This window comes from Pseudomonas sp. KT_2_4 (assembly GCF_041410225.1).
GTDB classification, from domain to species: Bacteria; Pseudomonadota; Gammaproteobacteria; order Pseudomonadales; family Pseudomonadaceae; genus Aquipseudomonas; species Aquipseudomonas paracarnis.
In genome coordinates this window covers 2,772,534-2,794,848 of record NZ_CP166962.1, presented here as the reverse complement: position 1 = coordinate 2,794,848, position 22,315 = coordinate 2,772,534, and the positions used below count along the sequence as shown (strand labels likewise).

At 60.3% G+C, this 22,315-nt stretch carries 22 protein-coding genes and 1 pseudogene; 15 read left to right on the top strand and 8 right to left on the bottom strand.

From position 1 onward, the window contains the following. Positions 1-30 precede the first annotated feature (30 nt). Positions 31-960, top strand: coding sequence for a catechol 1,2-dioxygenase (gene catA, locus AB9N64_RS12940; RefSeq protein WP_020302514.1), 930 nt, complete (start codon positions 31-33; stop codon positions 958-960). A 106-nt stretch (positions 961-1,066) separates the two neighbouring features. On the opposite strand, the gene AB9N64_RS12935 is transcribed toward catA, so the two are convergent. Then, positions 1,067-1,540: an Lrp/AsnC family transcriptional regulator gene (locus tag AB9N64_RS12935; RefSeq protein ID WP_003176072.1), complete on the bottom strand. Its 474-nt coding sequence runs from the start codon at positions 1,538-1,540 to the stop codon at positions 1,067-1,069. 144 nt (positions 1,541-1,684) lie between these two features. On the opposite strand from AB9N64_RS12935, the gene kynU reads away from it, so the two are divergent. Further along, positions 1,685-2,935, top strand: coding sequence for a kynureninase (gene kynU / locus AB9N64_RS12930; protein WP_020302513.1), 1,251 nt, complete (start codon positions 1,685-1,687; stop codon positions 2,933-2,935). Between the two features lie 132 nt (positions 2,936-3,067). Continuing rightward, positions 3,068-4,474, top strand: coding sequence for an amino acid permease (locus tag AB9N64_RS12925; protein WP_014719903.1), 1,407 nt, complete (start codon positions 3,068-3,070; stop codon positions 4,472-4,474). Here AB9N64_RS12925 and AB9N64_RS12920 read toward each other — a convergent pair. Beyond that, complete coding sequence (locus tag AB9N64_RS12920) at positions 4,420-5,310, bottom strand: LysR substrate-binding domain-containing protein (protein ID WP_133634292.1); 891 nt, start codon at positions 5,308-5,310, stop codon at positions 4,420-4,422. The genes AB9N64_RS12925 and AB9N64_RS12920 overlap by 55 nt on opposite strands. 185 nt (positions 5,311-5,495) lie before the next feature. Here AB9N64_RS12920 and AB9N64_RS12915 point away from each other — a divergent pair, with 185 nt between their 5' ends. The 4 genes from AB9N64_RS12915 to AB9N64_RS12900 all read left to right on the top strand — a co-directional run bounded on the left by AB9N64_RS12915 (position 5,496) and on the right by AB9N64_RS12900 (position 9,840). Then, positions 5,496-6,260, top strand: coding sequence for a sulfite exporter TauE/SafE family protein (locus AB9N64_RS12915; protein ID WP_371360341.1), 765 nt, complete (start codon positions 5,496-5,498; stop codon positions 6,258-6,260). A 41-nt stretch (positions 6,261-6,301) separates the two neighbouring features. Then, positions 6,302-7,198, top strand: a complete 897-nt coding sequence (locus AB9N64_RS12910; RefSeq protein WP_371360340.1) for a LysR substrate-binding domain-containing protein — start codon at positions 6,302-6,304, stop codon at positions 7,196-7,198. Positions 7,199-7,301: 103 nt separating this feature from the next. Beyond that, entirely contained in the window at positions 7,302-8,195 is an 894-nt protein-coding gene (locus AB9N64_RS12905) for an NAD-dependent epimerase/dehydratase family protein (RefSeq protein ID WP_102665970.1), read from the top strand. A gap of 199 nt (positions 8,196-8,394) precedes the next feature. Then, positions 8,395-9,840: a SulP family inorganic anion transporter gene (locus AB9N64_RS12900; protein ID WP_371360339.1), complete on the top strand. Its 1,446-nt coding sequence runs from the start codon at positions 8,395-8,397 to the stop codon at positions 9,838-9,840. A 29-nt stretch (positions 9,841-9,869) separates the two neighbouring features. Here the strand turns inward: AB9N64_RS12900 and AB9N64_RS12895 are convergent, their stop codons facing one another. Further along, positions 9,870-10,244: a lysozyme inhibitor LprI family protein gene (locus tag AB9N64_RS12895; protein WP_032902520.1), complete on the bottom strand. Its 375-nt coding sequence runs from the start codon at positions 10,242-10,244 to the stop codon at positions 9,870-9,872. 189 nt (positions 10,245-10,433) lie between these two features. Here AB9N64_RS12895 and AB9N64_RS12890 point away from each other — a divergent pair, with 189 nt between their 5' ends. The 4 genes from AB9N64_RS12890 to AB9N64_RS12875 are packed head-to-tail and all read left to right on the top strand — an operon-like array spanning position 10,434 to position 14,586. Beyond that, positions 10,434-11,837 carry a gluconate:H+ symporter gene (locus AB9N64_RS12890; RefSeq protein ID WP_020302507.1) on the top strand — a complete coding sequence of 468 codons (1,404 nt, stop codon included), beginning with the start codon at positions 10,434-10,436 and terminating at the stop codon, positions 11,835-11,837. A 25-nt stretch (positions 11,838-11,862) separates the two neighbouring features. Further along, positions 11,863-12,723, top strand: coding sequence for a MurR/RpiR family transcriptional regulator (locus AB9N64_RS12885; RefSeq protein ID WP_014719896.1), 861 nt, complete (start codon positions 11,863-11,865; stop codon positions 12,721-12,723). Between the two features lies 1 nt (position 12,724). Beyond that, complete coding sequence (locus tag AB9N64_RS12880) at positions 12,725-14,188, top strand: amidohydrolase family protein (protein WP_166405879.1); 1,464 nt, start codon at positions 12,725-12,727, stop codon at positions 14,186-14,188. A 29-nt stretch (positions 14,189-14,217) separates the two neighbouring features. Continuing rightward, positions 14,218-14,586 (top strand): glyoxalase superfamily protein, encoded by a 369-nt coding sequence (locus tag AB9N64_RS12875; RefSeq protein WP_130175433.1) that lies wholly within the window; start codon positions 14,218-14,220, stop codon positions 14,584-14,586. Positions 14,587-15,228: 642 nt separating this feature from the next. Here AB9N64_RS12875 and AB9N64_RS12870 read toward each other — a convergent pair. Together AB9N64_RS12870 and AB9N64_RS12865 are read right to left on the bottom strand one after the other, a co-directional pair. Beyond that, positions 15,229-15,933 carry a methyl-accepting chemotaxis protein gene (locus AB9N64_RS12870; protein WP_370874670.1) on the bottom strand — a complete coding sequence of 235 codons (705 nt, stop codon included), beginning with the start codon at positions 15,931-15,933 and terminating at the stop codon, positions 15,229-15,231. A gap of 198 nt (positions 15,934-16,131) precedes the next feature. Further along, positions 16,132-17,013, bottom strand: a pseudogene (locus AB9N64_RS12865) (methyl-accepting chemotaxis protein); the annotation flags it as partial. Between the two features lie 392 nt (positions 17,014-17,405). Here AB9N64_RS12865 and AB9N64_RS12860 point away from each other — a divergent pair. Further along, complete coding sequence (locus tag AB9N64_RS12860; RefSeq protein WP_130175432.1) at positions 17,406-18,023, top strand: FKBP-type peptidyl-prolyl cis-trans isomerase; 618 nt, start codon at positions 17,406-17,408, stop codon at positions 18,021-18,023. A gap of 60 nt (positions 18,024-18,083) precedes the next feature. Here the strand turns inward: AB9N64_RS12860 and AB9N64_RS12855 are convergent, their stop codons facing one another. The 3 genes from AB9N64_RS12855 to AB9N64_RS12845 form a co-directional block, all read right to left on the bottom strand. Next, positions 18,084-18,341 (bottom strand): hypothetical protein, encoded by a 258-nt coding sequence (locus AB9N64_RS12855; RefSeq protein WP_005791321.1) that lies wholly within the window; start codon positions 18,339-18,341, stop codon positions 18,084-18,086. A 160-nt stretch (positions 18,342-18,501) separates the two neighbouring features. After that, positions 18,502-18,843 carry a zinc ribbon domain-containing protein YjdM gene (locus AB9N64_RS12850; RefSeq protein WP_014719892.1) on the bottom strand — a complete coding sequence of 114 codons (342 nt, stop codon included), beginning with the start codon at positions 18,841-18,843 and terminating at the stop codon, positions 18,502-18,504. 170 nt (positions 18,844-19,013) lie between these two features. Further along, positions 19,014-19,982, bottom strand: coding sequence for a polyprenyl synthetase family protein (locus AB9N64_RS12845; protein ID WP_014719891.1), 969 nt, complete (start codon positions 19,980-19,982; stop codon positions 19,014-19,016). Positions 19,983-20,221: 239 nt separating this feature from the next. On the opposite strand from AB9N64_RS12845, the gene rplU reads away from it, so the two are divergent. The 3 genes from rplU to cgtA all read left to right on the top strand — a co-directional run bounded on the left by rplU (position 20,222) and on the right by cgtA (position 22,244). Beyond that, positions 20,222-20,536: a 50S ribosomal protein L21 gene (rplU, locus tag AB9N64_RS12840; protein WP_007950961.1), complete on the top strand. Its 315-nt coding sequence runs from the start codon at positions 20,222-20,224 to the stop codon at positions 20,534-20,536. A gap of 34 nt (positions 20,537-20,570) precedes the next feature. Beyond that, the gene (gene rpmA / locus AB9N64_RS12835) at positions 20,571-20,828 is read left to right on the top strand and encodes a 50S ribosomal protein L27 (protein ID WP_003176049.1); all 258 of its coding nucleotides are present in this window, start codon (positions 20,571-20,573) and stop codon (positions 20,826-20,828) included. 192 nt (positions 20,829-21,020) lie between these two features. After that, entirely contained in the window at positions 21,021-22,244 is a 1,224-nt protein-coding gene (gene cgtA, locus AB9N64_RS12830) for an Obg family GTPase CgtA (protein WP_371360338.1), read from the top strand. The last annotated feature ends 71 nt before the right edge of the window (positions 22,245-22,315 follow it).

Sequence of the window (22,315 nt, the reverse complement as noted above, 5' to 3'; positions counted from 1 at the left end):
CACCTATAACTACAAGATGAGGAATGCACCATGTCCATCCGCCTGTCCCAGACTGCCCACGCCCAACAGTTTCTCGAAGAAGCCAGCGGCAACCTCAATGACGCGGGCAACCCACGTACCAAGGCGCTGATTTACCGGATCCTGCGCGACACCGTGAACATCATCGAAGACCTGGAAGTGACCCCGGAAGAATTCTGGAAGGCGGTCAACTACCTCAATGAACTGGGCAAAAACCAGGAGGCCGGTCTGCTCGCTGCCGGCCTGGGCCTGGAGCATTATCTGGACCTGTTGATGGACGCCGCCGATGAGCAGGCAGGCAAGTCCGGCGGTACACCGCGCACCATCGAAGGCCCGTTGTATGTGGCCGGCGCGCCGCTGTCCCAATACGAAGCACGGCTGGATGATGGTCAGGACGACGCGGTGCCGTTGTTCATGCGCGGGCAAGTGCGCGATACCGCAGGCAAGCCATTGGCGGGGGCGATTGTCGATGTGTGGCAGGCCAATACCGGGGGCACTTATTCGTGGTTCGACCCGAATCAATCTGAATTCAACCTGCGTCGCCGTATCGAGACCGACGCCCAGGGCAACTACCGTTTTCGCAGCATCGTACCTTCGGGCTACGGTTGCCCGCCGAGCGGGCCGACGCAACAGTTGCTCGACCAATTGGGGCGCCACGGGCAACGGCCGGCGCATATCCACTTCTTCATCTCGGCGCCTGGGCACCGGCACCTGACCACGCAGATCAACCTGTCGGATGACCCGTACCTGCACGATGACTTCGCCTATGCCACCCGCGATGAACTGATTGCCGAGATCCGCTTCAGCGACGATCCGCAACTAGCGCGGGAATTTGGCGTGCAAGGACGGTTTGCGCAGATTGATTTTGACTTTGAGTTGCAGGTGGCGGATGCGCCAATAGAACAGCAGCGCATGCAACGAGTGCGTGCTCTGGAAGACTGATCTACTCGGTCAACTGTGGGAGCTGGCTTGCCTGCGATAGCGGTGGAACATTCACTACCGCTATCGCAGGCAAGCCAGCTCCCACATTGGTTTTGGGGTGTTTGTGTTATTTGCGCACGACCAGGTCCAACACCTCATCCCGGTCCTTGATCTTCTGCAGCACTATCTCCGAACGGATATCCATCACCCCCGCCGTGCGGTTCAGGTGGTTCACGATAAAGTCCGAAAAGTGCTTGAGGTTGCGCGCCTGCACCCGCAGCACATAGTTGCTGGCGCCGGTGATCACATAGGCGCTCGCCACCTCCGGCCAGCCTTGCACCTTCTTGATGAACGTCTCATGCCAGTCCTCCACATCCTGGCGCAACGACAGGTGCACGATGGCTTCCAGCTCGATCCCCAACTGCTCGGCGTTCAATACCGCGCGGTAGCCGCTGATGATTCCCTCGCTCTCCAGCAGGCGCAAACGGCGCAGGCATGCAGACGGCGACAGCGCGACTTTTTCCGCCAATTCCTGGTTGCTGATGCGGCCATCCTGTTGCAGGAAATGCAGGAGGCGCAGGTCGGTGGCGTCGAGAATCATGCTTGGAAGATATCCGCGTATTTGGAGGTTAAATTCGAATTTCCTACAGCTTAAATAGCCGTTTACCCACCACTTTGCACGAAAATTCTCTAAAAGTTCGTTCATTATTTGGTCCATCCTCACCTATAAAAACCAGGACGACCCATGACCACTCGAAGCCATTGCCAAGCCCTCGACGCACAGGACCCTTTGGCCCCCCTGCGTGCCCAATTCGCCTTGCCCGAGGGCGTGATCTACCTCGACGGCAACTCCCTCGGCGCTCGCCCGGTGGCGGCGCTGGAACGCGCACAACAGGTGATCGCCGAGGAGTGGGGCAACGGCTTGATTCGTAGCTGGAACAGCGCTGGCTGGGCGCAGTTGTCCCAGCGCCTGGGCAATCGCCTGGCGCCATTGATTGGTGCGCGTGACGGCGAGGTAGTGATCACCGACACCACCTCGATCAACCTGTTCAAAGTGCTCAGCGCCGCCTTGAGTGTGCAGCGCCAACGTACACCTGCGCGCAAGGTCATCGTCAGCGAAGCGAGCAACTTTCCCACCGACTTGTACATCGCCGAAGGCTTGGCCGAATTGCTGCAACAAGGCTATTCCCTGCGCCTGGTGAACAGCCCGGCGGAACTTCCCCAGGCTATCGATGCGGACGTGGCGGTGGTGATGCTCACCCACGTCAACTACAAGACCGGCTATATGTACGACATGGCGGCCCTGACCGCGCTGAGCCACGAGTGCGGCGCGCTGAGTATCTGGGACCTGGCGCATTCGGCGGGCGCGGTGCCTGTCGATCTGCACCATGCCGGCGCGGATTATGCGATTGGCTGCACCTACAAATACCTCAACGGCGGCCCGGGCTCCCAGGCGTTTGTGTGGGTCAACCCGGCGTTGGTGGATGTGGTGCGCCAGCCGTTGTCGGGTTGGTTCGGGCATACCCGCCAGTTCGCCATGGAGTCCACCTACGCCCCCAGCGCCGGCATTGCCCGCTACCTCTGCGGTACCCAACCGATTACCTCGCTGGCCATGGTGGAATGCGGCCTGGATATTTTTGCCCAGACCGACATGGCGCGCCTGCGGACTAAGTCCCTGGCCTTGACTGACCTGTTCATTGCGTTGGTCGAAAGCCGTTGCGCCCCCCACGGCCTGGAGCTGATCACCCCGCGTGAACACGCCCGGCGCGGCAGCCACGTCAGCTTTGAACACCCCGAAGGTTACGCCGTGATCCAGGCCTTGATCGCCCGAGGCGTGATCGGCGATTACCGTGAACCGCGGATCATGCGCTTTGGTTTCACGCCGCTGTACACCAGCTTTACCGAGGTGTGGGACGCCGTGGAAACTCTCGGTGAAATTCTCGACAACGCCACCTGGGACCAGCCGCAATTCAAAGTCCGCAACAGCGTTACTTAAGGGCAACACAGATCAAATGTGGGAGCTGGCTTGCCTGCGATAGCGTCGGTGTATTCACTACCGTTATCGCAGGCAAGCCAGCTCCCACAGGTTCAGCGTCAGCCACCATCACAATAATAAAGGGGCACACCCGTGACCACGCCAGACAACGGCTTTGCAGAGATTACCCACCGTGAACTGGGCCTGAGGCGCCAGCTCACTTCCGGCCAGATGAGCATGATCGCCATCGGTGGCGCCATCGGCACCGGGCTGTTCATGGGCAGCGCCTACGCCATCGGTTATGCCGGGCCGAGCGTGCTGGTGAGCTACGCCATCGGCGCGTTGATTACCTTGCTGCTGATGGGCTGTCTGGCGGAGATGACGGTGGCCCATTCCACCTCCGGCTCCTTTGGCGCCTATGCCGAGTTCTACATCAGCCCGTTGGCCGGGTTCCTGGTGCGGTATGCCTACTGGGCGGCGATTGTGCTGGCGGTGGGGGCCGAGGTCACGGCGGTGGCGATGTACATGAAGTACTGGTTTGCCAACGTGCCGGAGTGGGTGTGGATCGTGTCGTTTTCCAGTGTGCTGATCCTGCTCAACGCGATCAGCGTGAAGACCTTCGGCAACTTCGAATACTGGTTCTCGACGATCAAGATCAGCGCTATTGTCGGTTTCATCATACTGGCGGTGTATGTGGTGTTCGGCTCTGGTAACCCCGACTACGGCGTGCAGAACTACACGGCCCACGACGGCTTTTTCCCCCATGGCTTGAGTGGCATGTGGATCGCGGTGATCGTGTCGATCTTCAGCTACCTCAGTGTCGAGATGATCGCCGTGGCCGCCGGTGAAGCCGCCGACCCGGAGCAGGCGGTGAAGAAAGCCTTCCGCGCTACCATCGTGCGGCTGGTGGTGTTCTATCTGCTGACCCTGGCGCTGATGCTCGCCATCGTACCGTGGAACCAGGCCGGCCAGGCCCAGAGCCCGTTTGTCACAGTGATGCAGACTATCGGCATTCCCGGTGCCACCGGGGTGATGAATTTCGTGATCCTGATCGCGGCGCTGTCGGCCATGAACAGTCAGCTCTACATCACCACGCGCATGATGTTCAGCCTGTCGCGCGCTGGTTTTGCGCCCAAATCCATGGGCGCGTTGAGCAAGAACGGCATCCCGCTCAACGCATTGCTGCTGTCCAGCTCGGGCATTGCCCTGGCGACGTTGCTTAACGTGGTGTACCCGGAAAGCTCGTTCACCCTGATGATGGCGATCTCGATGTTCGGCGCAATCTTCACCTGGTTCATGATCTTCCTCACTCACCTGTTTTTCCGCCGCTATCGCAAGCGTCATGGCGGGGCGAAGTTGTCGTTCCAGTTGCGCCTGTTTCCCTACAGCACGTTGCTGGGGTTGGTGCTGATGGGGGCGGTGATGATCACCACCTATTTCACCGACGCCTTCAAGATGACACTGGTGTTTGGCGTGCCGTTCCTGCTGATTCTGTCGGCTGTGTATTACGGGTTCTTCCGCAAGGGCAGGGCCAAGGCGTCGAACAAAGCCCTGGCATAACCCGGCAGTTGCTCGAACGAGCGTGCGCATAACAGCAACGTGCGGCAGGCCCACTCCTCTTGCAGGAGGTGGGCCTTGAAACGGCGTTCTGACGGCCAGCGGTCCAAGGCGGCCTGAGGCACGATGCCCAGGCCCGCACCGCCGACGACCATGCGAATCAACCCCTCAAAACCGTCGGCGCGAATGCGCGTCTGCAAGCGAAAGCCAGCGTGCAGTGCCTGTTCTTCCAGGTAAACCGCCAACGCGCTGTTCGCCCCCAGGCCCACGTAGTCGTATTGCAGGCTCTCGATAAAACTCGGGTTGGTCAACGGGTGGTCCAGGGGCATGATCAGCACCAGCGGGTCGTCGCGAAACGCCAGGGTCTGCAAGCCGTGGGTGTCTACCGCATCGGAAATAATCCCCAGGTCGGCGGTGCCCTGGCGCAAGGCGTGGGTGATGCGCAGGCTGGGCAACTCTTGCAGGTCGATATCGAGGTTGGGATGCTCGCGCAAAAACTGCGCGAGCAGCTCCGGCAGGTATTCGCTGAGGGCGGTGGTGTTGCACAGCAGGCGTACCTGGCCTTTGACGCCATTGGCGTATTCGGCCAGGTCTTGCTGCAGATGGTCGGCCTGCTGCAACAGCAGGCGAGCATGCCGGGCCAGGGCTTTGCCCGCGGGTGTGGGGGTTACGCCACGGCGGCCGCGCTCGAGAAACGCGATGCCCAGTGAAGACTCCATGGCTCGGATGCGTGCGCTGGCGGCAGCCAGGGACAGGTGGCTGCGGGCCGCGCCAGCGGTGATATTGCCGGTGTCCAGGATGTGCAGGTAGAGGCGCAGGTCGATGAGGTCAAAGTGCATGAAGTTTCCCAGTGACTGGAAGGGCCTCATCGCAGGCAAGCCAGCTCCCACCCTTGAATGTATTCACAATTCCAAATGTGGGAGCTGGCTTGCCTGCGATAGCGTCGTCAGCCTTACGCAAAACAAGAGGCTACCTCAGTATATGGCGAATTTTCAGCCACTCTCCAGCCCTGCACAATCGATGCATGAATACCTTCCTCTCCTTCTACCAAAACCTCGGTCCCGCACTGACAGCGCTGGTCATCACTACCTTCCTGCTGGCCGGTACGGTGAAGGGCGTCATCGGCCTGGGCTTGCCCACTGTAGCCATGGGCATGCTTGGCCTGGCTATGCTGCCGGCGCAGGCTGCGGTATTGCTGATCATTCCTTCGACGGTGACCAACCTGTGGCAACTGTCCTTTGGCGGGCACTTGGGTGCCTTGCTCAAACGCCTGTGGCCGATGCTGTTGCTGATTTTCCTCGGCACCGGGTTGGGCACCTTGTGGCTAGGCATGGGTAGCGGACCTTGGGTGGTGCGTGCCCTGGGCGCGGCTTTACTGGTGTATGCGCTGAGCGGGTTATTCCTGCCGACCTTCAAGGTCGCGCCCCGAACCGAGCGCTGGCTGGGCCCCATGTGCGGGGTGATCACCGGCATCATTACCTCGGCCACCGGTGTCTTCGTGATCCCTGCGGTGCCGTACCTGCAGGCGCTGGGCTTGAGCCGTGACCAGTTGGTGCAGGCGCTGGGGCTGTCGTTCGCCGTATCGACGTTGGCACTTGCCGCCGGGCTGGCTTGGCGCGGTGTGCTGGGCGGGGGTGAAATGGGGGCGTCGGTGTTGGCGCTGGTGCCGGCCTTGCTGGGGATGTGGCTGGGCCAGGTGGTGCGTCGGCGTATCAGTGCCGTGTGGTTCAAACGTGGATTTTTTACCGGCATGGCGTTGTTGGGAGGCCATTTGTTGCTGGCTGGTTAATAATGAGCGGGCATTTTTCAGCCGTTAATGAAGGACTGCCCGTGAAAGCCCGTTCCGATGAGCTACAGATCTTCGTCAGCGTGATTGAATGCGGCTCGATTTCTGCCGCCGCCGAAAAGGTCGGGCAAACGCCGTCTGCGGTCAGCCGCACGCTGTCGCGCCTGGAAGCCAAGCTCGATACCACGCTGATCAACCGCACCACGCGACGCATGGACTTGACCGAGGAGGGCAAGTACTTCTTCGAGCAGGCCAAGCTGATCCTGGCGCAGATGGATGAGCTGGAAGAGCGCCTGTCCTCGCGCCAGAAAAAGCCGGCCGGGCGCCTGCGTATCAACGCCGCCGTGCCGTTCATGCTGCATGGGATCGTGCCGTACATCGCTGAATTTCGCAGCCTCTACCCGGATATCCAGTTGGAGCTCAACAGCGATGATTTGATCATCGACCTGCTGGAGCAAAGCACCGACATCGCCATTCGCATCGGCGCCCTTGCCGACTCGACCCTGCATGCGCGGTTCCTGGGCAGCACGCCGCTGCATGTCCTGGCCAGCCCCGACTACCTCAAGCAGTACGGCACGCCGACGACCGTTGCCGAGTTGGCTGATCACACCTTGCTGGGCTTCACCCACACCGAGACCCTCAACCACTGGCCGCTGCGTCACGGCGAAGGTGACCGCTGGCTGATTCAGCCCGGCGTCAGTGCATCCAGTGGCGAAACCCTGCGCCAGTTGGCGCTGCAGGGGCAGGGCATTTGTTGCCTGTCGAATTTCATGACCGTCGCTGACATCGACGCCGGCCGCCTGGTGCCCATGCTGGAGGCGTCCAACAGCGGTTATCTCCAGCCGATCCACGCGGTGTTCTATCGCAACTCGCAATTGGCACTACGCATCCAGTGCTTCCTGGACTTTATTCAGGCCAAGCTGGCGCGGTATGCGCGCTGATTCGTGACCTGAGCGCAAGAGTGAATTGGGCCGCACGGGCTTATTCGGCAGCAGTGGGAGCTGGATACTGGGCGCATCACTTACCCAGTCAGGAGCAACCTACATGAATGTATTCGTTACCGGTGCAGCAGGGTTTATCGGCGGTTCCATCGCTACCGGCCTGGTCAACGCTGGCCATGACGTCACCGGCTTGGTGCGCAGCGCCGAACAAGCCGCCGAAATGACCGCCCTGGGCATTACGCCGGTGATCGGCACCCTCGACGACGCAGCCGTATTGACCGAGCAGGCACAGAAGGCCGATGCGGTGATCAACGCTGCCAGCAGCGACCATCGCGCCGCTGTGGAAACCTTGCTGGCCGCCTTGAAAGGCTCGAACAAGCCGTTCCTGCATACCAGCGGGTCGAGCATTGTCGGTGATGCGTCGGGCGGCAAGGCCAGTGAGGTCATCTACTTCGAAAGCAATCTGCCTGAGCCGACCGTCGACAAGGCTGCCCGCGTGGCCATCGACAACCTGATCCTCGCGGCGGCCAATGACGGCGTGAATTCGGCGGTGATCTGCAACACCTTGATCTACGGCCACAGCCTGGGCGTGAAGCGTGACAGCGTGCAATTGCCGCGCTTGCTCAAGCAGGCGCGCAAAAGCGGGGTAGTGCGCCATGTGGGCAGCGGGCAGAACATCTGGTCCAACGTGCATATTGAAGACGTGGTCGCCCTGTATCTGCTGGCGCTGACCAAAAACGTCCCGGGTACTTTCTACTTTGTGGAAAGCAGCGAAGCGGCGTTTATCGACATGACCACGGCGATTGCCCAAGCGCTGAACCTGGGCAAACCACAGGATTGGCCATTGGCCGAGGCTGAGGCCGAGTGGGGGTATGAAATGGCCAATTACGGGTTGGGCTCCAACAGCCGCGTGCGCGGTAAACACGCTCGTGAACTGTTGGGCTGGGCGCCGAAGCGTACGTCGGTGGTGGAGTGGATTCGCAACGAGATGATTTGATGTTCGCTTAGCACCGCGGCGTGGCCATCGCGGGCAAGCCCGGCTCCCACATTTTTAAGGTGTGACCCCTATCAAATGTGGGAGCTGGCTTGCCTGCGAAAGAGGCGACTCGGTACCTCGGAGCTGACACTTCACTAGCCCCACCCGACGCAATTCCGTACCATTCCCCGCCTTATCCCCCGCAATTCCCTGGTACTCCATGAACCTCACCCGTCTGCGCGCCGACGCCCTGGCCGGCCTCACCACGTCTTTCGCCTTGCTGCCCGAATGCATCGCCTTTGCCCTGGTGGCCCACCTCAACCCGCTGATGGGCCTCTACGGTGCTTTCATCATTTGCACCCTCACCGCGTTGTTCGGCGGCCGGCCGGGCATGGTCTCGGGCGCCGCCGGTTCGATGGCGGTGGTGATCGTCGCGCTGGTGGTGCAACACGGTGTGGAGTATTTGCTGGCGACGGTATTGTTGGGCGGGTTGATCATGGTCGCTTTCGGCCTGCTGCGCCTGGGCAAGCTGGTGCGCATGGTGCCGCATTCGGTAATGCTCGGCTTCGTCAACGGCCTGGCGATCATTATTGCGCTGGCACAACTGGAGCATTTCAAGAGCGGCGAACAGTGGCTCAGCGGCACGCCTCTGTATGTGATGGCGGGGTTGGTGGCGGTGACCATGGCGATTGTCTACCTGCTGCCACGCCTGACCCGCGCCGTGCCGCCCGCATTGGTGGCGATCCTTGGCGTTGGTCTGGCGGTGTACCTGCTGGGCCTGCCGACCCGCACGTTGGGCGATATGGCACATATCGCCGGTGGCTTGCCGACCTTCGCCCTGCCGCAGATTCCCTGGACCCTGGACACCCTCGGCATCATTGCGCCCTACGCGTTCCTGATGGCGATGGTCGGCCTGCTGGAAACCCTGCTGACCCTCAACCTCACCGACGAAATCACCGAGACCCGTGGCTACCCCGACCGTGAAAGCATGGCCCTGGGCGCGGCGAATATGGTCTCGGGCCTGTTCGGCGGCATGGGCGGTTGCGCAATGATCGGGCAAACCGTGATCAACCTCAGCTCCGGCGGGCGCGGGCGTTTCTCCGGGGTGTTTGCCGGGGTGATGATCCTGCTGTTCATTCTGTTTCTGTCACCGCTGATCGAGCGTATTCCGCTGGCGGCGCTGGTGGGGGTGATGTTTGTGGTGTCGCAACAGACCTTCGCCTGGGCGTCGCTGCGGGTGATCAACAAGGTGCCGCTCAACGACGTGCTGGTGATCATGGCGGTGACGATCATTACGGTGTTCACTGACCTGGCCACCGCTGTGCTGTGCGGTATCGTCATCGCCGCGCTGAACTTCGCCTGGCAGCAGGCGCGGGAACTGTACGCCGATGAACACCTGGAGGCCGATGGCAGCAAGCTCTATCGGCTGCACGGCACGTTGTTCTTTGCCTCAACCACGCCGTTTTTGAATCAGTTCGATCCGGCCAACGACCCTGCTCAGGTCACGCTGGATTGCCGTCACCTGAGCTTTGTCGACTATTCGGCGATTGCCGCCCTGATGACCCTGCGCGAGCGCTACACCAAGGCTGGCAAGCACCTGCGGGTACTGCATTTATCCGAGCGCTGCAAAAAACTGCTCAAGCGCGCCAAGGTTCATCACGACTGACGCCTTCTTCTGTAGGAGCGAGGTTGTTATTACGGCCCGACCAGGTCTTCCAGCTCCTGGGCGCGGGTCTGGGTCATGTCCAGCACGCAGCCTGAGCCGTTTACCTGATCAATCGTGCCGCCGGTGGCGCTGCCTGCGTAGGCGCAATTGGCGTCGCGGTATTTGATCCACAGGCGCTGCACGTCTTGCAGTTGCTGTTTGCGCGGGCCTTCCTGGGCGGCGAGGGCGGTTTTGTAGGCACGGTTCAGGCGGTCGTCCTGCACCTTGGTTTGCCTGGCGTTGCAATTGACCATGTCGGCGGTGGTATTGGCGCTGTCCATGCATTTTTTCAAGGCAGGGTTGTCGGCGGCATAAGCGCTGCTGCACAAGAGCAGGACGCTGGCGGCAATTGTGGTGCGAATCATGAGCGGGTTCCTGGGCAATGGATGCGCAGTCTATGACTCAAGGGCGGCGTTTGAGTTTCCGCCTTCACTGATCTTCATGTAAGAACACCCTCCGAATTTTCATCCACCCACGTCGGGCATATCCCCAAGCGACAGCGCTTATCCGTGGGCGAAAATTACTTTCATAAAAATTGAAAATGCTCCTCGGGAATGATTTATGAGTTTCACAACCAATTCGACGTGACCCTTTCCGAGGAGTACCGCATGGCCGCATCACCGGGCTTCGGGCTGTTGGCATACGCTGCCATCGCCATCATTGCATTGATCGTGCTGATTGCACGCTACCGACTCAACCCCTTTATCGTGATTACCCTGGTGTCCATCGGCCTGGCGCTGATGGCCGGAATGCCAGCGGACACCATCATGGGTTCGTACGAGGCGGGTGTCGGCAAGACCCTGGGGCATATCGCCCTGGTGGTGGCGCTGGGTACCATGCTCGGCAAGATGATGGCCGAGTCCGGTGGCGCCGAGCAGGTGGCGCGCACGCTGATCAACCGCTTCGGTGAGCGCAATGCCCACTGGGCGATGGTGTGTATCGCGTTCCTGGTGGGGCTGCCGCTGTTTTTCGAAGTCGGCTTTGTGTTGCTGGTGCCGATTGCCTTTACCGTGGCGCGGCGCGTGGGCGTGTCGATCCTGATGGTCGGGCTGCCGATGGTCGCTGGCCTGTCGGTGGTGCATGCGTTGGTGCCGCCGCACCCGGCGGCAATGATGGCGGTGCTGGCCTATAACGCCTCGGTCGGGCAAACGGTGCTGTATGCGATCCTGATTGGCATCCCCACGGCGATCATTGCCGGGCCCGTCTACGCCAAGTTCATCGTGCCGCACATTCAGTTGCCGGCGCAAAACCCGCTGGAGCGCCAGTTTATCGAGCGTGAACCGCGTACACGCCTGCCCAGCTTTGCGCTGACCATGGGCACCATCCTGCTGCCGGTGGTGTTGATGATGATCGGCGGCTGGGCCAACGTGATTTCTACGCCGGGCAGCGGTTTCAACCAGTTCCTGTTGTTTATCGGCAACTCGGTGATCGCCCTGTTGGTGGCGACCCTGGTGAGTTTCTGGACCTTGGGCCTGGCCCAGGGCTTCAACCGCGAGTCGATCCTCAAGTTCACCAACGAATGCCTGGCGCCGACCGCCAGCATTACCTTGCTGGTGGGCGCGGGCGGTGGGTTGAATCGCATCCTGGTGGACGCTGGTGTTACTCATGAAATCCTTGGCCTGGCTCATGCGTTCCAGTTGTCGCCGCTGGTGATGGGCTGGCTGTTCGCCGCGTTGATGCGCGTCGCCACCGGCTCGGCCACGGTAGCCATGACCACCGCGTCCGGGGTGGTCGCGCCGGTCGCCTTGGGCCTGGGTTATCCACACCCTGAATTGCTGGTGCTGGCGACTGGTGCGGGCTCGGTGATCTTTTCCCACGTTAACGACGGCGGCTTCTGGCTGATCAAGGAATACTTCAATATGACGGTCATCCAGACCTTCAAGACCTGGACCGTACTGGAGACCCTGATTTCGCTGGTCGCCTTCGGTCTGACCTACGGCTTGTCCCTGGTGTTATGAGCCTGATTCTATAACCGGAGCCTGCATGGACATCCTCTACCAGATCCGCGCCCGCCAGGACTCGTTCAGCGCCGGCGAAGGGCGTATCGCCAAGTTGATGCTTGAAGATGTGGGCTTTGCCGCCTCGGCCAGCCTGGAGGCGTTGTCCCAGCGGGCCGAGGTCAGCACCGCGACCTTGTCGCGTTTTGCCCGCAGCGTTGGCTGCCGTGACTTGCGCGATTTGCGCCTGCAACTGGCCCAGGCCAGTGGTGTGGGCAGCCGCTTCCTGGACCCGGCGGGGTTGCCGGAACAGTCGGCCTTTCATCGGCAAATTCTGGGCGATATCGAAGCGACGCTGCGCCAGCATTTGTCAGGTTTTAACCAGCACAGCTTTGTCGATGCGGTCAGTTTGCTGGGCAAGGCGCGGATGATTCATGCGTTCGGCATGGGCGGCCCCTCCAGCCTGTGCAGCGATGAATTGCAGGTGCGCCTGGTGCGTCTGGGCTACCCGATTGCGGCCTGCCATGACCCGGTGATGATGCGCGTCACGGCCGCGACCCTGGGCCCGCAACATGCCTTGATTGTCTGTTCCCTCACCGGCCGCACACCTGAATTACTGGATGTGGTGAAACTGGCGCGCAACTACGACGCACGGATCATTGCCATCACCCTCGCGGACTCTCCCCTGGCCGAATTGGCGGATGTCCTGCTGCCGCTGCAACCGGCGGAAACCAGTTTTATCTACAAACCCACCGCCGCCCGCTACGGCATGCTGCTGGCCATCGACCTGCTCGCCACCGAGCTGGCGCTGGCCCTGCCGGACGACAACCAGGAACGCCTGCGCCGGATCAAGCTGGCCCTGGATGATTACCGCGGCGGCCCTGACAGCCTGCCGCTTGGAGACTGATATGACGTACGACACGCTGATTCGCCAGGCGCTGATCATCGATGGCAGTAACACCCCAGGGTATGTCGCCGATGTGGGCGTGCACGCAGGGCGCATCCGCACGATCGGCGACTTGTCCACAGCCCGGGCCGAGCAAGTCATCGACGCCCATGGCCGCGTATTGGCGCCGGGTTTTATCGACGTGCACACCCACGATGACACGGTGGTGATCCGCCAGCCGCAGATGCTGCCCAAGCTCAGCCAAGGCGTGACCACGGTGATTGTCGGCAACTGTGGCATCAGCGCCTCGCCGGTGAGTTTGCGCAGCGACCCGCCGGACCCAATGAACTTATTGGGCAAGCGTGAGCAGTTCTGTTATCCGCGGTTCAGCGATTATCGCAACGCAGTGCAAGGCGCCGATCCGGCAGTGAACGTTGCCGCCCTGATCGGCCACACGGCGCTGCGCAGCAACCATATGGATGACCTGCATCGCACCGCCACGCCCTATGAAATCGCGGCCATGCGCGTGCAGTTGCAAGAGAGCCTGGAGGCCGGTGCCCTTGGGTTATCCACAGGCCTGGCCTACGCCAGCGCATTCAACGCCGAGACTGATGAGGTGTTGCAGCTTGTTGAAGAACTGACGGCCTACGGTGCGGTGTACACCACGCATTTGCGCAGCGAGTTCGAGCCGGTACTGGAGGCGATGGATGAAGCGTTCTTGATCGGCCGAGAGGCGAGGGTGCCGGTGATCATTTCCCATCTTAAATGCGCCGGCGCCGGTAATTGGGGGCGCAGCCCACAGCTGTTAGCGGCCTTGGAAGCGGCGGCCAAAGATCATCCGGTGGGCTGTGATTGCTATCCTTATGCAGCCAGCTCCTCGACTCTGGACCTCAAGCAAGTGACCGACGCGTTTCGCATCACCATTACCTGGTCGACACCGCACCCGCACATGGGCGGGCGCGATTTGCAGGACATCGCTGGCGAGTGGAACGTTTCGCTGTTGGAGGCCGCTCGCCGTTTACAGCCGGCAGGGGCGGTGTATTACGGGATGGATGAGGCCGACGTTCGGCGCATCCTTGCGCATCCGTTGTCGATGGTGGGCTCGGACGGCTTGCCTGAAGACCCGTTTCCTCATCCCCGCTTGTGGGGGGCCTTCCCACGGGTACTCGGGCATTTCAGTCGGGATGTCGGCTTGTTCCCTTTGCACACGGCGGTGCACAAGATGACCGGCTTGTCGGCGGCGCGCTTCGGGCTGGCCGAGCGTGGCGAGATCCGTGAAGGCTACTGGGCTGACCTGGTGTTGTTCGACCCCCTGCGGGTGCGGGATGTGGCGGATTTCACCGCACCGCAGCGCGCAGCTGAAGGGATTGATGGCGTGTGGGTCAATGGCGTATTGAGCTATCGCGATGGGCAGGCGAACGGCGCGAGAGCAGGCCGGTTCCTGGCGCGTAGCGGGGATTTGCGTGGTGGGTTTACGGCTCTATAGTGGGGCTTCTTTTATACGGAGCTGTCGCCATGCACTTAGGAAAAGTCGTCCCCATTCTGCGGATTTTTGACGAGGTCAAAGCCTTGGAATTCTACGTCGACTTCCTGGGGTTCAAGGTCGATTGGCAGCATCGTTTCGAGGCGAATTTCCCGTTGTACCTTCAGGTCTCGCTGGGGGAGTGCGTGCTGCATTTGTCCGAGCATCATGGTGATGCTTCGCCGGGGGCGGCGGTGCGAATTCAGGCCCAAGGGGTCGATGCGTATCAGCAGCAGTTGCTGGGCAAAGAGTACCGATATGCCAAGCCTGGGGTTGAGGACACGCCCTGGGGCTCGCGGGAGATGAGTATCCGTGACCCGTTTGGGAATCGGCTGGCGTTTGTCGAGGACCGCGAGGTCTGAAGGGTAAATGGCAGGCAAAAAAAAACCGCCTTAGTAGGGCGGTTTTTTTATTGCAAACCCAGTGAGTGGCTGGGGTTTGCTATCTCAAAGGACGCATTGACCCGCAGGTGGATACTAACTGCCGGTCACGTCGTCACGCAAGACGGAACGATGGCCGGCATGGATCCTTTAGGCATCTTCTCTTGCCTGATTTTGACTGCAAAAGCTTGCAATGAATCTATCGGCGATACTGGATATTTGACCACTGTTAGACACACCTTAGACGGGAATGTTGGTTAGGATCTTCCCCGTTCTGCGTTTGTCGCTTTTGGGGGGGCCGGGTACGCGCGCGAATTCTGGACTGACCGCCACGGGCTAGTAATCCGTGCCGGATTGATGCGGAAGGCCTACTAGCCCGGCCACCTCAAAGGACGCATTGACCCGCGTCCAAAGGCTCACGTGTTCCGGTAAGTGCGCTGGAGGTAAGGCCCAACTCTAGGAGGGCCGAGTATGTCTAAGTTTGCACGACGTACGTGGAACCTCGTAGTGAATGCTTTACGTGTTTATCACGTGTGGACATTCCTGCGGGACAGCTTTGATGACCAATAAGGTCTGAGAAGTGGAGCCGCCTCGGCTTAAATTGAGGCGGCTTTTTTTGGTTTTTTAAACCCGGAAATGACTGACCATCTGCTGTAACTGGCTACCCAATCGAGCCAGTTCCACACTCGACTTGGCCGTCTCATCACTGGCAGTCGCGGTCTGCTCGGACACATCCCGCACATTCACGATACTGCGGCTGATCTCTTCCGCCACGGCGCTTTGCTGTTCGGCGGCCGCTGCAATCTGCTGGTTCATCGACTGGATATTCGACACGGTGCGGGTGATGTTTTCCAGGGATACCCCGGCCTTGCGCGTCAGTTCGACGCTGCTGTCGGTCAGGCTGCGGCTGTTGTTCATCACGCTGGCGACTTGTTGGGTGCCGTTCTGCAAGCCGGCAACCAGGCCTTCGATTTCCTCGGTGGATTTCTGTGTACGCTGGGCCAGGCCGCGTACTTCGTCGGCGACCACCGCGAAGCCACGCCCGGCCTCACCGGCACGCGCGGCTTCAATCGCGGCGTTCAGGGCCAGCAGGTTGGTCTGTTCGGCCACGGCCTTGATCACGTCCATCACGCTGCCGATCTTGTTGCTCTCTTGTTGCAGGTGCGTCATGGCGTCGGTGGAGCGCGCCACTTCGGCCGCCAGGCGTTCGATCTGGGCGATGGCTTCGGCCACCACCTTGTCGCCTTCGCGGGCCTGGCCGTCGGCGTCGGAGGCGGCTTGGGACGCCTGCTCGGCATTGCGCGCAACTTCCTGCACGGTGGCGGTCATTTCATGCATGGCGGTGGCGACCTGATCGGTCTCGATCTTCTGGCTGTTTACCCCGGCGCTGGTTTGCTCGGTTACGGCCGATAGCTCTTCAGCGGCGCTGGCGATCTGGGTCACGCCATCGCGGATGCCGCTGATCAACTCGCGCAGGGTCGTGCCCATGCGCTGGATGCCTTGTTGCAGCACGCCCAGCTCATCACGGCGGGTTACCTGGATGTTGTGGCTCAAGTCACCCGAAGCGATGCGCTCTACCACCGCCAGGGTGTCCTGGATCGGGCGGGTGATCTGTCGGGTGATGACCCAGGCGGCAATTACGCCAACCAGCAAAGCCAGCAAGGTGCTGATCAATTGCAGGCTGCGGGCCTGGGTGCTTTCAGCGTCGCGACGTTCCAGTTGAATGTCGTACAGCTTGTCGCTGATGGTCACGATATCGGCGCCCTGGGTGGTCATTTCGGCGCGGGCGGTGACGATGTTGGCGTTGGCTGCCTTGTAGCTCTGCACGGCGCTGCGGTAGGCACCGAGGGCGGTTTCCAGGGCCGACAATGCGCTTTGCTGACCGGTACCGAACGCCGCGCTGAGGTCCTTCAAACCGGCGACGGCTTTTTCCAGTTGCGCCGCAGCGCGGGCTTCGGTTTCTGCGTTGGGACTATTGGTATAGCCGCGCACTTCGTAGCGAGCTTGCTGGAACTCATTCTTGGCTTGGGTCACGGCCAGAAATTGCGTGAAGCGTTCCGGGCTATCCGGCGCCTGTTGCACACTGGTTTGCAGCGCATTGATTTGCGCGTTGGCGATATCGGCCTTGGCGCCCATGACGTCGCGCGCAGCGTTGCCATTGCGGTAGGCCTCGCGCATTTTGTTCAAGGACTGGCGGTAGGCGGTAATGACGGCTTTCTGGTCATTGAGCAGCTTGAGGTTTTCCGGGCTCTTGAAGCTATCCAGCAGCTTCTGTTGCTGAGCGGCGAAGGCATCGAGGCTGGTCTGTACGTTCTGCGCCACGGCTTCGTCGCCATTGGCCAGCATGTATTGCAAGCGCACGATGCGCAGCTTGGTCAGCGAGGCGTTGAGCTGGGTGATATCGCTCATCCAATTGCTACGGTCGATCAAGCCGCCGAGGCTGGTCCAGCCCGTGAGCGCCAGGACTGAAGTGAGGACCAACACCAGGCCGAAGCCCAGGCCGAGTTTGAGATTGACGCTGATGTTACCGAACCAGCTGTTCATCGAAAGCTCCTTGAAGAGTGATGTCTGTCTGCTGGACGGTGTGTTGTTGTTTGAGCCAGCCAAGATGTGTAGGGCTGTATCGGCGGCAAGGGACAATTCTGAAATACTTTTATTGCCGGGCGACGAAGGGTCATCGGCACGCTAATGCGATGCCGGGGTGGGGCTGATCATGGGCCGCTCTTGTGTGCTAGTCTGCGGGCCCTTTTAGTTCTGGGCAGCGCGGGAAAAACCGTGGTGTCCTACAGCGGAGCCTCTTCATGTCCGACGTTAATCTGTCCACCGACGAAACCCGCGTCAGCTACGGTATCGGCCGTCAGTTGGGCGACCAACTGCGCGACAACCCGCCACCGGGCGTGAGCCTGGACGCAATCCTGGCCGGTCTGACCGACGCGTTTGCAGGCCAGCCAAGCCGCGTTGACCAAGAGCAAATGGCAGCCAGCTTCAAAGTAATCCGCGAAATCATGCAAGCCGAAGCCGCTGCCAAGGCTGAAGCTGCTGCGGGCGCTGGCCTGGCTTTCCTGGCAGAAAACGCCAAGCGTGATGGCATCACCACCCTGGCTTCCGGCCTGCAATTTGAAGTGCTGACCGCCGGTACCGGCGCGAAGCCGACCCGTGAAGACCAAGTGCGCACCCACTACCACGGCACCCTGATCGACGGCACTGTGTTCGACAGCTCCTACGAGCGCGGCCAACCTGCGGAATTCCCGGTGGGTGGCGTGATCGCCGGCTGGACCGAAGCCCTGCAACTGATGAATGCCGGCAGCAAATGGCGCCTGTACGTGCCGAGCGAACTGGCTTACGGCGCTCAAGGCGTTGGCAGCATCCCGCCGCACAGCGTTCTGGTATTCGACGTCGAGCTGCTCGACGTTCTGTAAGACCTGCTGATTACCTGTTGGGACGAACGCGTTCGCCCCAACAGGCATTTGCCAGTTTCTTCATGGATGGAACTTGCCATTCAAGTCGGTCGCCGGGCGCAACGCTCGTGCATAGCAGAACAGAAACAGATTCCTTACCACCTCCTTCAGCACCCCAGGCTCACTGGAACTCAGGCCATTCACGTCCAGATCGCCTTGGTCCTGTAGCTCGTTCAGCGCTTCTTCCTCAAGCACCGCACAGACTTCACCGGTTTCCCGATGCAGGATTCGCAGGTAAGGGTGGGGGCGATCCAGCCAGGCATCTATCAAATAAGTCATGGTCGTTCTCCTTGATGGGTTTCAATGAGAATAATTCTTATTCGTAGAATAGCAAGCGTCTATTGGCAGTTTCTGGGTTTTTCTGTGTGGGTATTGCGTTCGATCAACGCAGAGGGCGAAACGCCATCCCGCGGCGGGCGCGGGATGGAATGCAGCAGGATCAGACTTTGCGTACGAACTCGGACTTGAGTTTCATCGGGCCGATCCCGTCGATCTTGCAGTCGATATCGTGGTCGCCGTCGCACAGGCGGATGTTCTTGACCTTGGTGCCGACCTTGACCACCAGGGAAGTGCCCTTGACCTTGAGGTCCTTGATCACGGTGATGGTGTCGCCGTCCTGCAGGACATTGCCCACAGCGTCTTTCTTCACGGTTTCATCACCAGCCACTTCGGCCTCGCCAGTGGCGGACCATTCATGGGCGCATTCCGGGCAGATCAGCTGGGCGCCGTCTTCGTAGGTGTATTCGGAATTGCATTTCGGGCAGGGAGGCAACGTGCTCACTAAAGCTCCTAGAAAGTCAGGGATGGCTAAAAGTCGCACATTATATAGGGTTTTAAACGCGGATGGGGTTGGACTCGTCCTAATGTGGGAGCTGGCTTGCCTGCGATAGCGGCAGTGAGTTCACTCCAGTCATCGCAGGCAAGCCAGCTCCCACATTAAACAGCGCGGAATCAGTGAGTACGGGCGACCGCAAACTCACTCAGCTCAACCAGGGCATCCCGGTATTCACTGGCCGGCAGCGCTTGCAGGCATGTGATCGCCCGCGCCACGTAGTCACGCGCCAGTTGCGCGGTGTACTCCAGGGAACCCGAAGCTTCTACAGCGGCACGGATGGCTTCCAGGTCTTCGATCCCGCCTTTCTGGATCGCCTTGCGCACCAAGGCGGCCTGTTCCGGCGTGCCTTCGCGCATGGTGTAGATCAGCGGCAAGGTCGGCTTGCCCTCGGCCAGGTCGTCACCGACGTTCTTGCCCAGGGTTTCGGCATCGCCCTTGTAGTCGAGCAGGTCATCCACCAGTTGGAACGCCACGCCCAGATGATCACCAAAGGTACGCAGGGCTTCGGCCTGTTCGGCGGTGGCGCCACACAGCGCGGCAGCACTGTGGGTAGAGGCTTCGAAGAGCATCGCGGTTTTGCCGCGAATTACTTCCATATAGGTTTCTTCGGTGGTGCTGGCGTCGCGCACCTTGGACAGCTGCAACACTTCGCCTTCGGCGATGATGCGCGTGGCCTGTGAAAGAATCTTCATCACCGGCATCGAGCCCAGCTCGACCATCATTTCGAACGAGCGCGAATACAGGAAGTCGCCCACCAACACGCTGGGCGCATTGCCCCACATCGCGTTTGCAGTCTCGCGACCACGGCGCATGCCGGACATGTCGACCACGTCATCATGCAGCAAGGTGGCGGTGTGCAGGAATTCGATCGTGGCGGCCAGCAGGCGCAGGTCATCGCCTTGGCGGCCCAGGGCCTTGCCGCACAGCAACACTAATAAAGGACGCAGGCGTTTGCCGCCCGCCGACGTAATATAGTCGCCAATTTTGGAGACCAGCGGCACTTTAGACGTCAGCTGCTGTTTGATGATGCCGTCGACGGCGCTAAAATCGTCCGCGACCGCGCGGTAGAAAGCTTGGGGTTGCATCAGCGACAGTCGCTCCAGAAGGGTTGCGCGGCATGCTAGGACCCTGACCCCCGGGTGTCAAGGCGCGATAGACGGCCCCTTGCAAGCCTCCCATAGCTTGCGTACAATCGCGCACCCTGAACTTCCTGGGCAGCACCTGCCTTACGCAATTGCATTCGGGACGTCCATCCCATGCAGCCATGCCAGCCAATACCTCTTCTTATAAAGCGCTGGGTGAGCAGGATTATCGGAGAAATACCATGTCGTACGCAGTAATTGTTACTGGTGGCAAGCAATACAAAGTCGCCCCAGGTGAATACCTGAAGATCGAGAAACTGGAAGTCGCTACTGGCGAATCCGTTACTTTTGATCGCGTTCTGTTGGTCGCCAATGGTGATGACGTGAACATCGGCGCTCCAGTTGTTGCTGGCGCTACCGTTGTGGCTGAAGTGATCTCCCAAGGTCGTCACGATAAAGTCCGCATCATCAAGTTCCGTCGTCGTAAGCACCACATGAAGCGTATGGGCCACCGCCAGTGGTACACCGAGATCAAAATCACCGGTATTCAGGCTTAATTTCAGCCTAATTCCTCACTAGGAGAATTGACTCATGGCACACAAAAAAGCTGGTGGTAGTACCCGTAACGGTCGCGACTCAGAAGCCAAACGCCTTGGCGTGAAGATGTATGGCGGCCAGAAAATCATTCCGGGCAACATCATCGTGCGTCAGCGCGGCACCCAATTCCACGCCGGTTACGGTGTTGGCATGGGTAAAGATCACACCCTCTTCGCTAAAATCGAAGGCGTGATCAAGTTCGAAGTAAAGGGCGCGTTCAACCGCCGTTACGTGAGCGTTGTCGCAGCTTAATTGCGAGATCGCTGGAAAAGCCCTGTCTTGCGACGGGGCTTTTTCGTTTGTGGAGTGAGTCTCTTGCAAAGCTGTCTGTGATGAGCTCAGGCGCTGGTTTGCGGTCGCTGATTGAGGTCGCTGCGCTCATTTTTGCAAGAGTCTTATGTCTTGGTTTCTTAAGCTCGTCCATGCGGCGAGAGGCGTTTTGTTATGAAGTTCGTTGATGAAGTTTCCATCCGAGTAAAAGCAGGCGACGGCGGTAACGGTTGCATGAGTTTCCGTCGCGAAAAATTCATCGAAAACGGTGGCCCGAACGGCGGTGACGGCGGTGACGGCGGTTCCATCTACATGATGGCCGACGAAAACCTCAACACCCTGGTCGACTACCGTTACACCCGGCACTTCGATGCCGAGCGTGGCTCCAACGGCGGCAGCACCGACTGCACCGGTAAAAAAGGTGAAGACCTGGTACTGCGCGTACCGGTCGGCACCACGATCATCGACTCCGCGACCCAGGAAGTGATTGGCGACCTGACCAAGGCCGGCCAGAAACTGATGGTTGTGCAGGGCGGCTGGCACGGTTTGGGTAACACCCGATTCAAGTCCAGTACCAACCGTGCACCACGCCAGACCACGCCGGGCAAGCCGGGCGAGCAGCGCGACCTGAAGCTGGAAATGAAAGTACTGGCGGACGTGGGCCTGCTGGGCCTGCCGAACGCGGGTAAAAGTACCTTCATTCGTTCGGTATCGGCCGCCAAGCCGAAAGTGGCCGACTACCCGTTCACGACCCTGGTGCCAAACCTGGGCGTGGTCAGCGTAGACCGCTGGAAAAGCTTCGTAGTCGCCGACATTCCTGGCTTGATCGAAGGCGCTTCCGACGGCGCGGGCCTGGGTATTCGCTTCCTCAAGCACTTGTCCCGTACCCGTTTGCTGCTGCACCTCGTCGACATGGCACCGCTGGATGACACCAGTGCCGCCGATGCCGCCGAAGTCATCGTCAGCGAACTGACCAAGTTCAGCCCGGCCCTGGCCGAGCGCGATCGCTGGTTGGTACTGAACAAGTGCGACCAGATCCTTGAAGAAGAGCACGAAGATCGCGTCAAGGAGATCGTTGATCGCCTGGAGTGGGAAGGCCCGGTCTACGTCATCTCGGCCATCGCCAAAGAAGGCACCGAGCGCCTGACCCGCGACATCATGCGTTACCTGGAAGACCGTGCCGACCGCCTGGCGGCCGACCCGGTGTACAAGGCCGAACTCGCCGAACTCGACCAGCAGATCGAAGACGAAGCCCGTGCCCAGTTGCAGGCCCTGGACGACCAGCGCGCCCTGCGCCGCAGCGGCGTGAAGTCAGTCCACGACATCGGCGACGATGATTGGGACGAAGAAGACGTGGATGGTGAAGATGGCCCGGAAATCATTTACGTGCGTGACTGATCCGTTGCGATAAACTTGAACGCCGCTCCCTGGAGCGGCGTTTTGGTATCCGGGTATAACGTTATGGGCAG

Coding starts and splice junctions, on each gene's coding strand:
- AB9N64_RS12920 (WP_133634292.1), bottom strand. CDS start 5,310: ATGCACTTTGACCTCATCGACCTGCGCCTCTACCTGCACATCCTGGAC.
- AB9N64_RS12895 (WP_032902520.1), bottom strand. CDS start 10,244: ATGATTCGCACCACAATTGCCGCCAGCGTCCTGCTCTTGTGCAGCAGC.
- AB9N64_RS12935 (WP_003176072.1), bottom strand. CDS start 1,540: ATGATTCTCGACGCCACCGACCTGCGCCTCCTGCATTTCCTGCAACAG.
- AB9N64_RS12885 (WP_014719896.1), top strand. CDS start 11,863: ATGGACATCCTCTACCAGATCCGCGCCCGCCAGGACTCGTTCAGCGCC.
- AB9N64_RS12905 (WP_102665970.1), top strand. CDS start 7,302: ATGAATGTATTCGTTACCGGTGCAGCAGGGTTTATCGGCGGTTCCATC.
- kynU (WP_020302513.1), top strand. CDS start 1,685: ATGACCACTCGAAGCCATTGCCAAGCCCTCGACGCACAGGACCCTTTG.
- cgtA (WP_371360338.1), top strand. CDS start 21,021: ATGAAGTTCGTTGATGAAGTTTCCATCCGAGTAAAAGCAGGCGACGGC.
- AB9N64_RS12875 (WP_130175433.1), top strand. CDS start 14,218: ATGCACTTAGGAAAAGTCGTCCCCATTCTGCGGATTTTTGACGAGGTC.
- rplU (WP_007950961.1), top strand. CDS start 20,222: ATGTCGTACGCAGTAATTGTTACTGGTGGCAAGCAATACAAAGTCGCC.
- AB9N64_RS12900 (WP_371360339.1), top strand. CDS start 8,395: ATGAACCTCACCCGTCTGCGCGCCGACGCCCTGGCCGGCCTCACCACG.
- AB9N64_RS12890 (WP_020302507.1), top strand. CDS start 10,434: ATGATTTATGAGTTTCACAACCAATTCGACGTGACCCTTTCCGAGGAG.
- catA (WP_020302514.1), top strand. CDS start 31: ATGTCCATCCGCCTGTCCCAGACTGCCCACGCCCAACAGTTTCTCGAA.
- AB9N64_RS12845 (WP_014719891.1), bottom strand. CDS start 19,982: ATGCAACCCCAAGCTTTCTACCGCGCGGTCGCGGACGATTTTAGCGCC.
- AB9N64_RS12860 (WP_130175432.1), top strand. CDS start 17,406: ATGTCCGACGTTAATCTGTCCACCGACGAAACCCGCGTCAGCTACGGT.
- rpmA (WP_003176049.1), top strand. CDS start 20,571: ATGGCACACAAAAAAGCTGGTGGTAGTACCCGTAACGGTCGCGACTCA.
- AB9N64_RS12855 (WP_005791321.1), bottom strand. CDS start 18,341: ATGACTTATTTGATAGATGCCTGGCTGGATCGCCCCCACCCTTACCTG.
- AB9N64_RS12915 (WP_371360341.1), top strand. CDS start 5,496: ATGAATACCTTCCTCTCCTTCTACCAAAACCTCGGTCCCGCACTGACA.
- AB9N64_RS12870 (WP_370874670.1), bottom strand. CDS start 15,933: ATGACCGCCACCGTGCAGGAAGTTGCGCGCAATGCCGAGCAGGCGTCC.
- AB9N64_RS12880 (WP_166405879.1), top strand. CDS start 12,725: ATGACGTACGACACGCTGATTCGCCAGGCGCTGATCATCGATGGCAGT.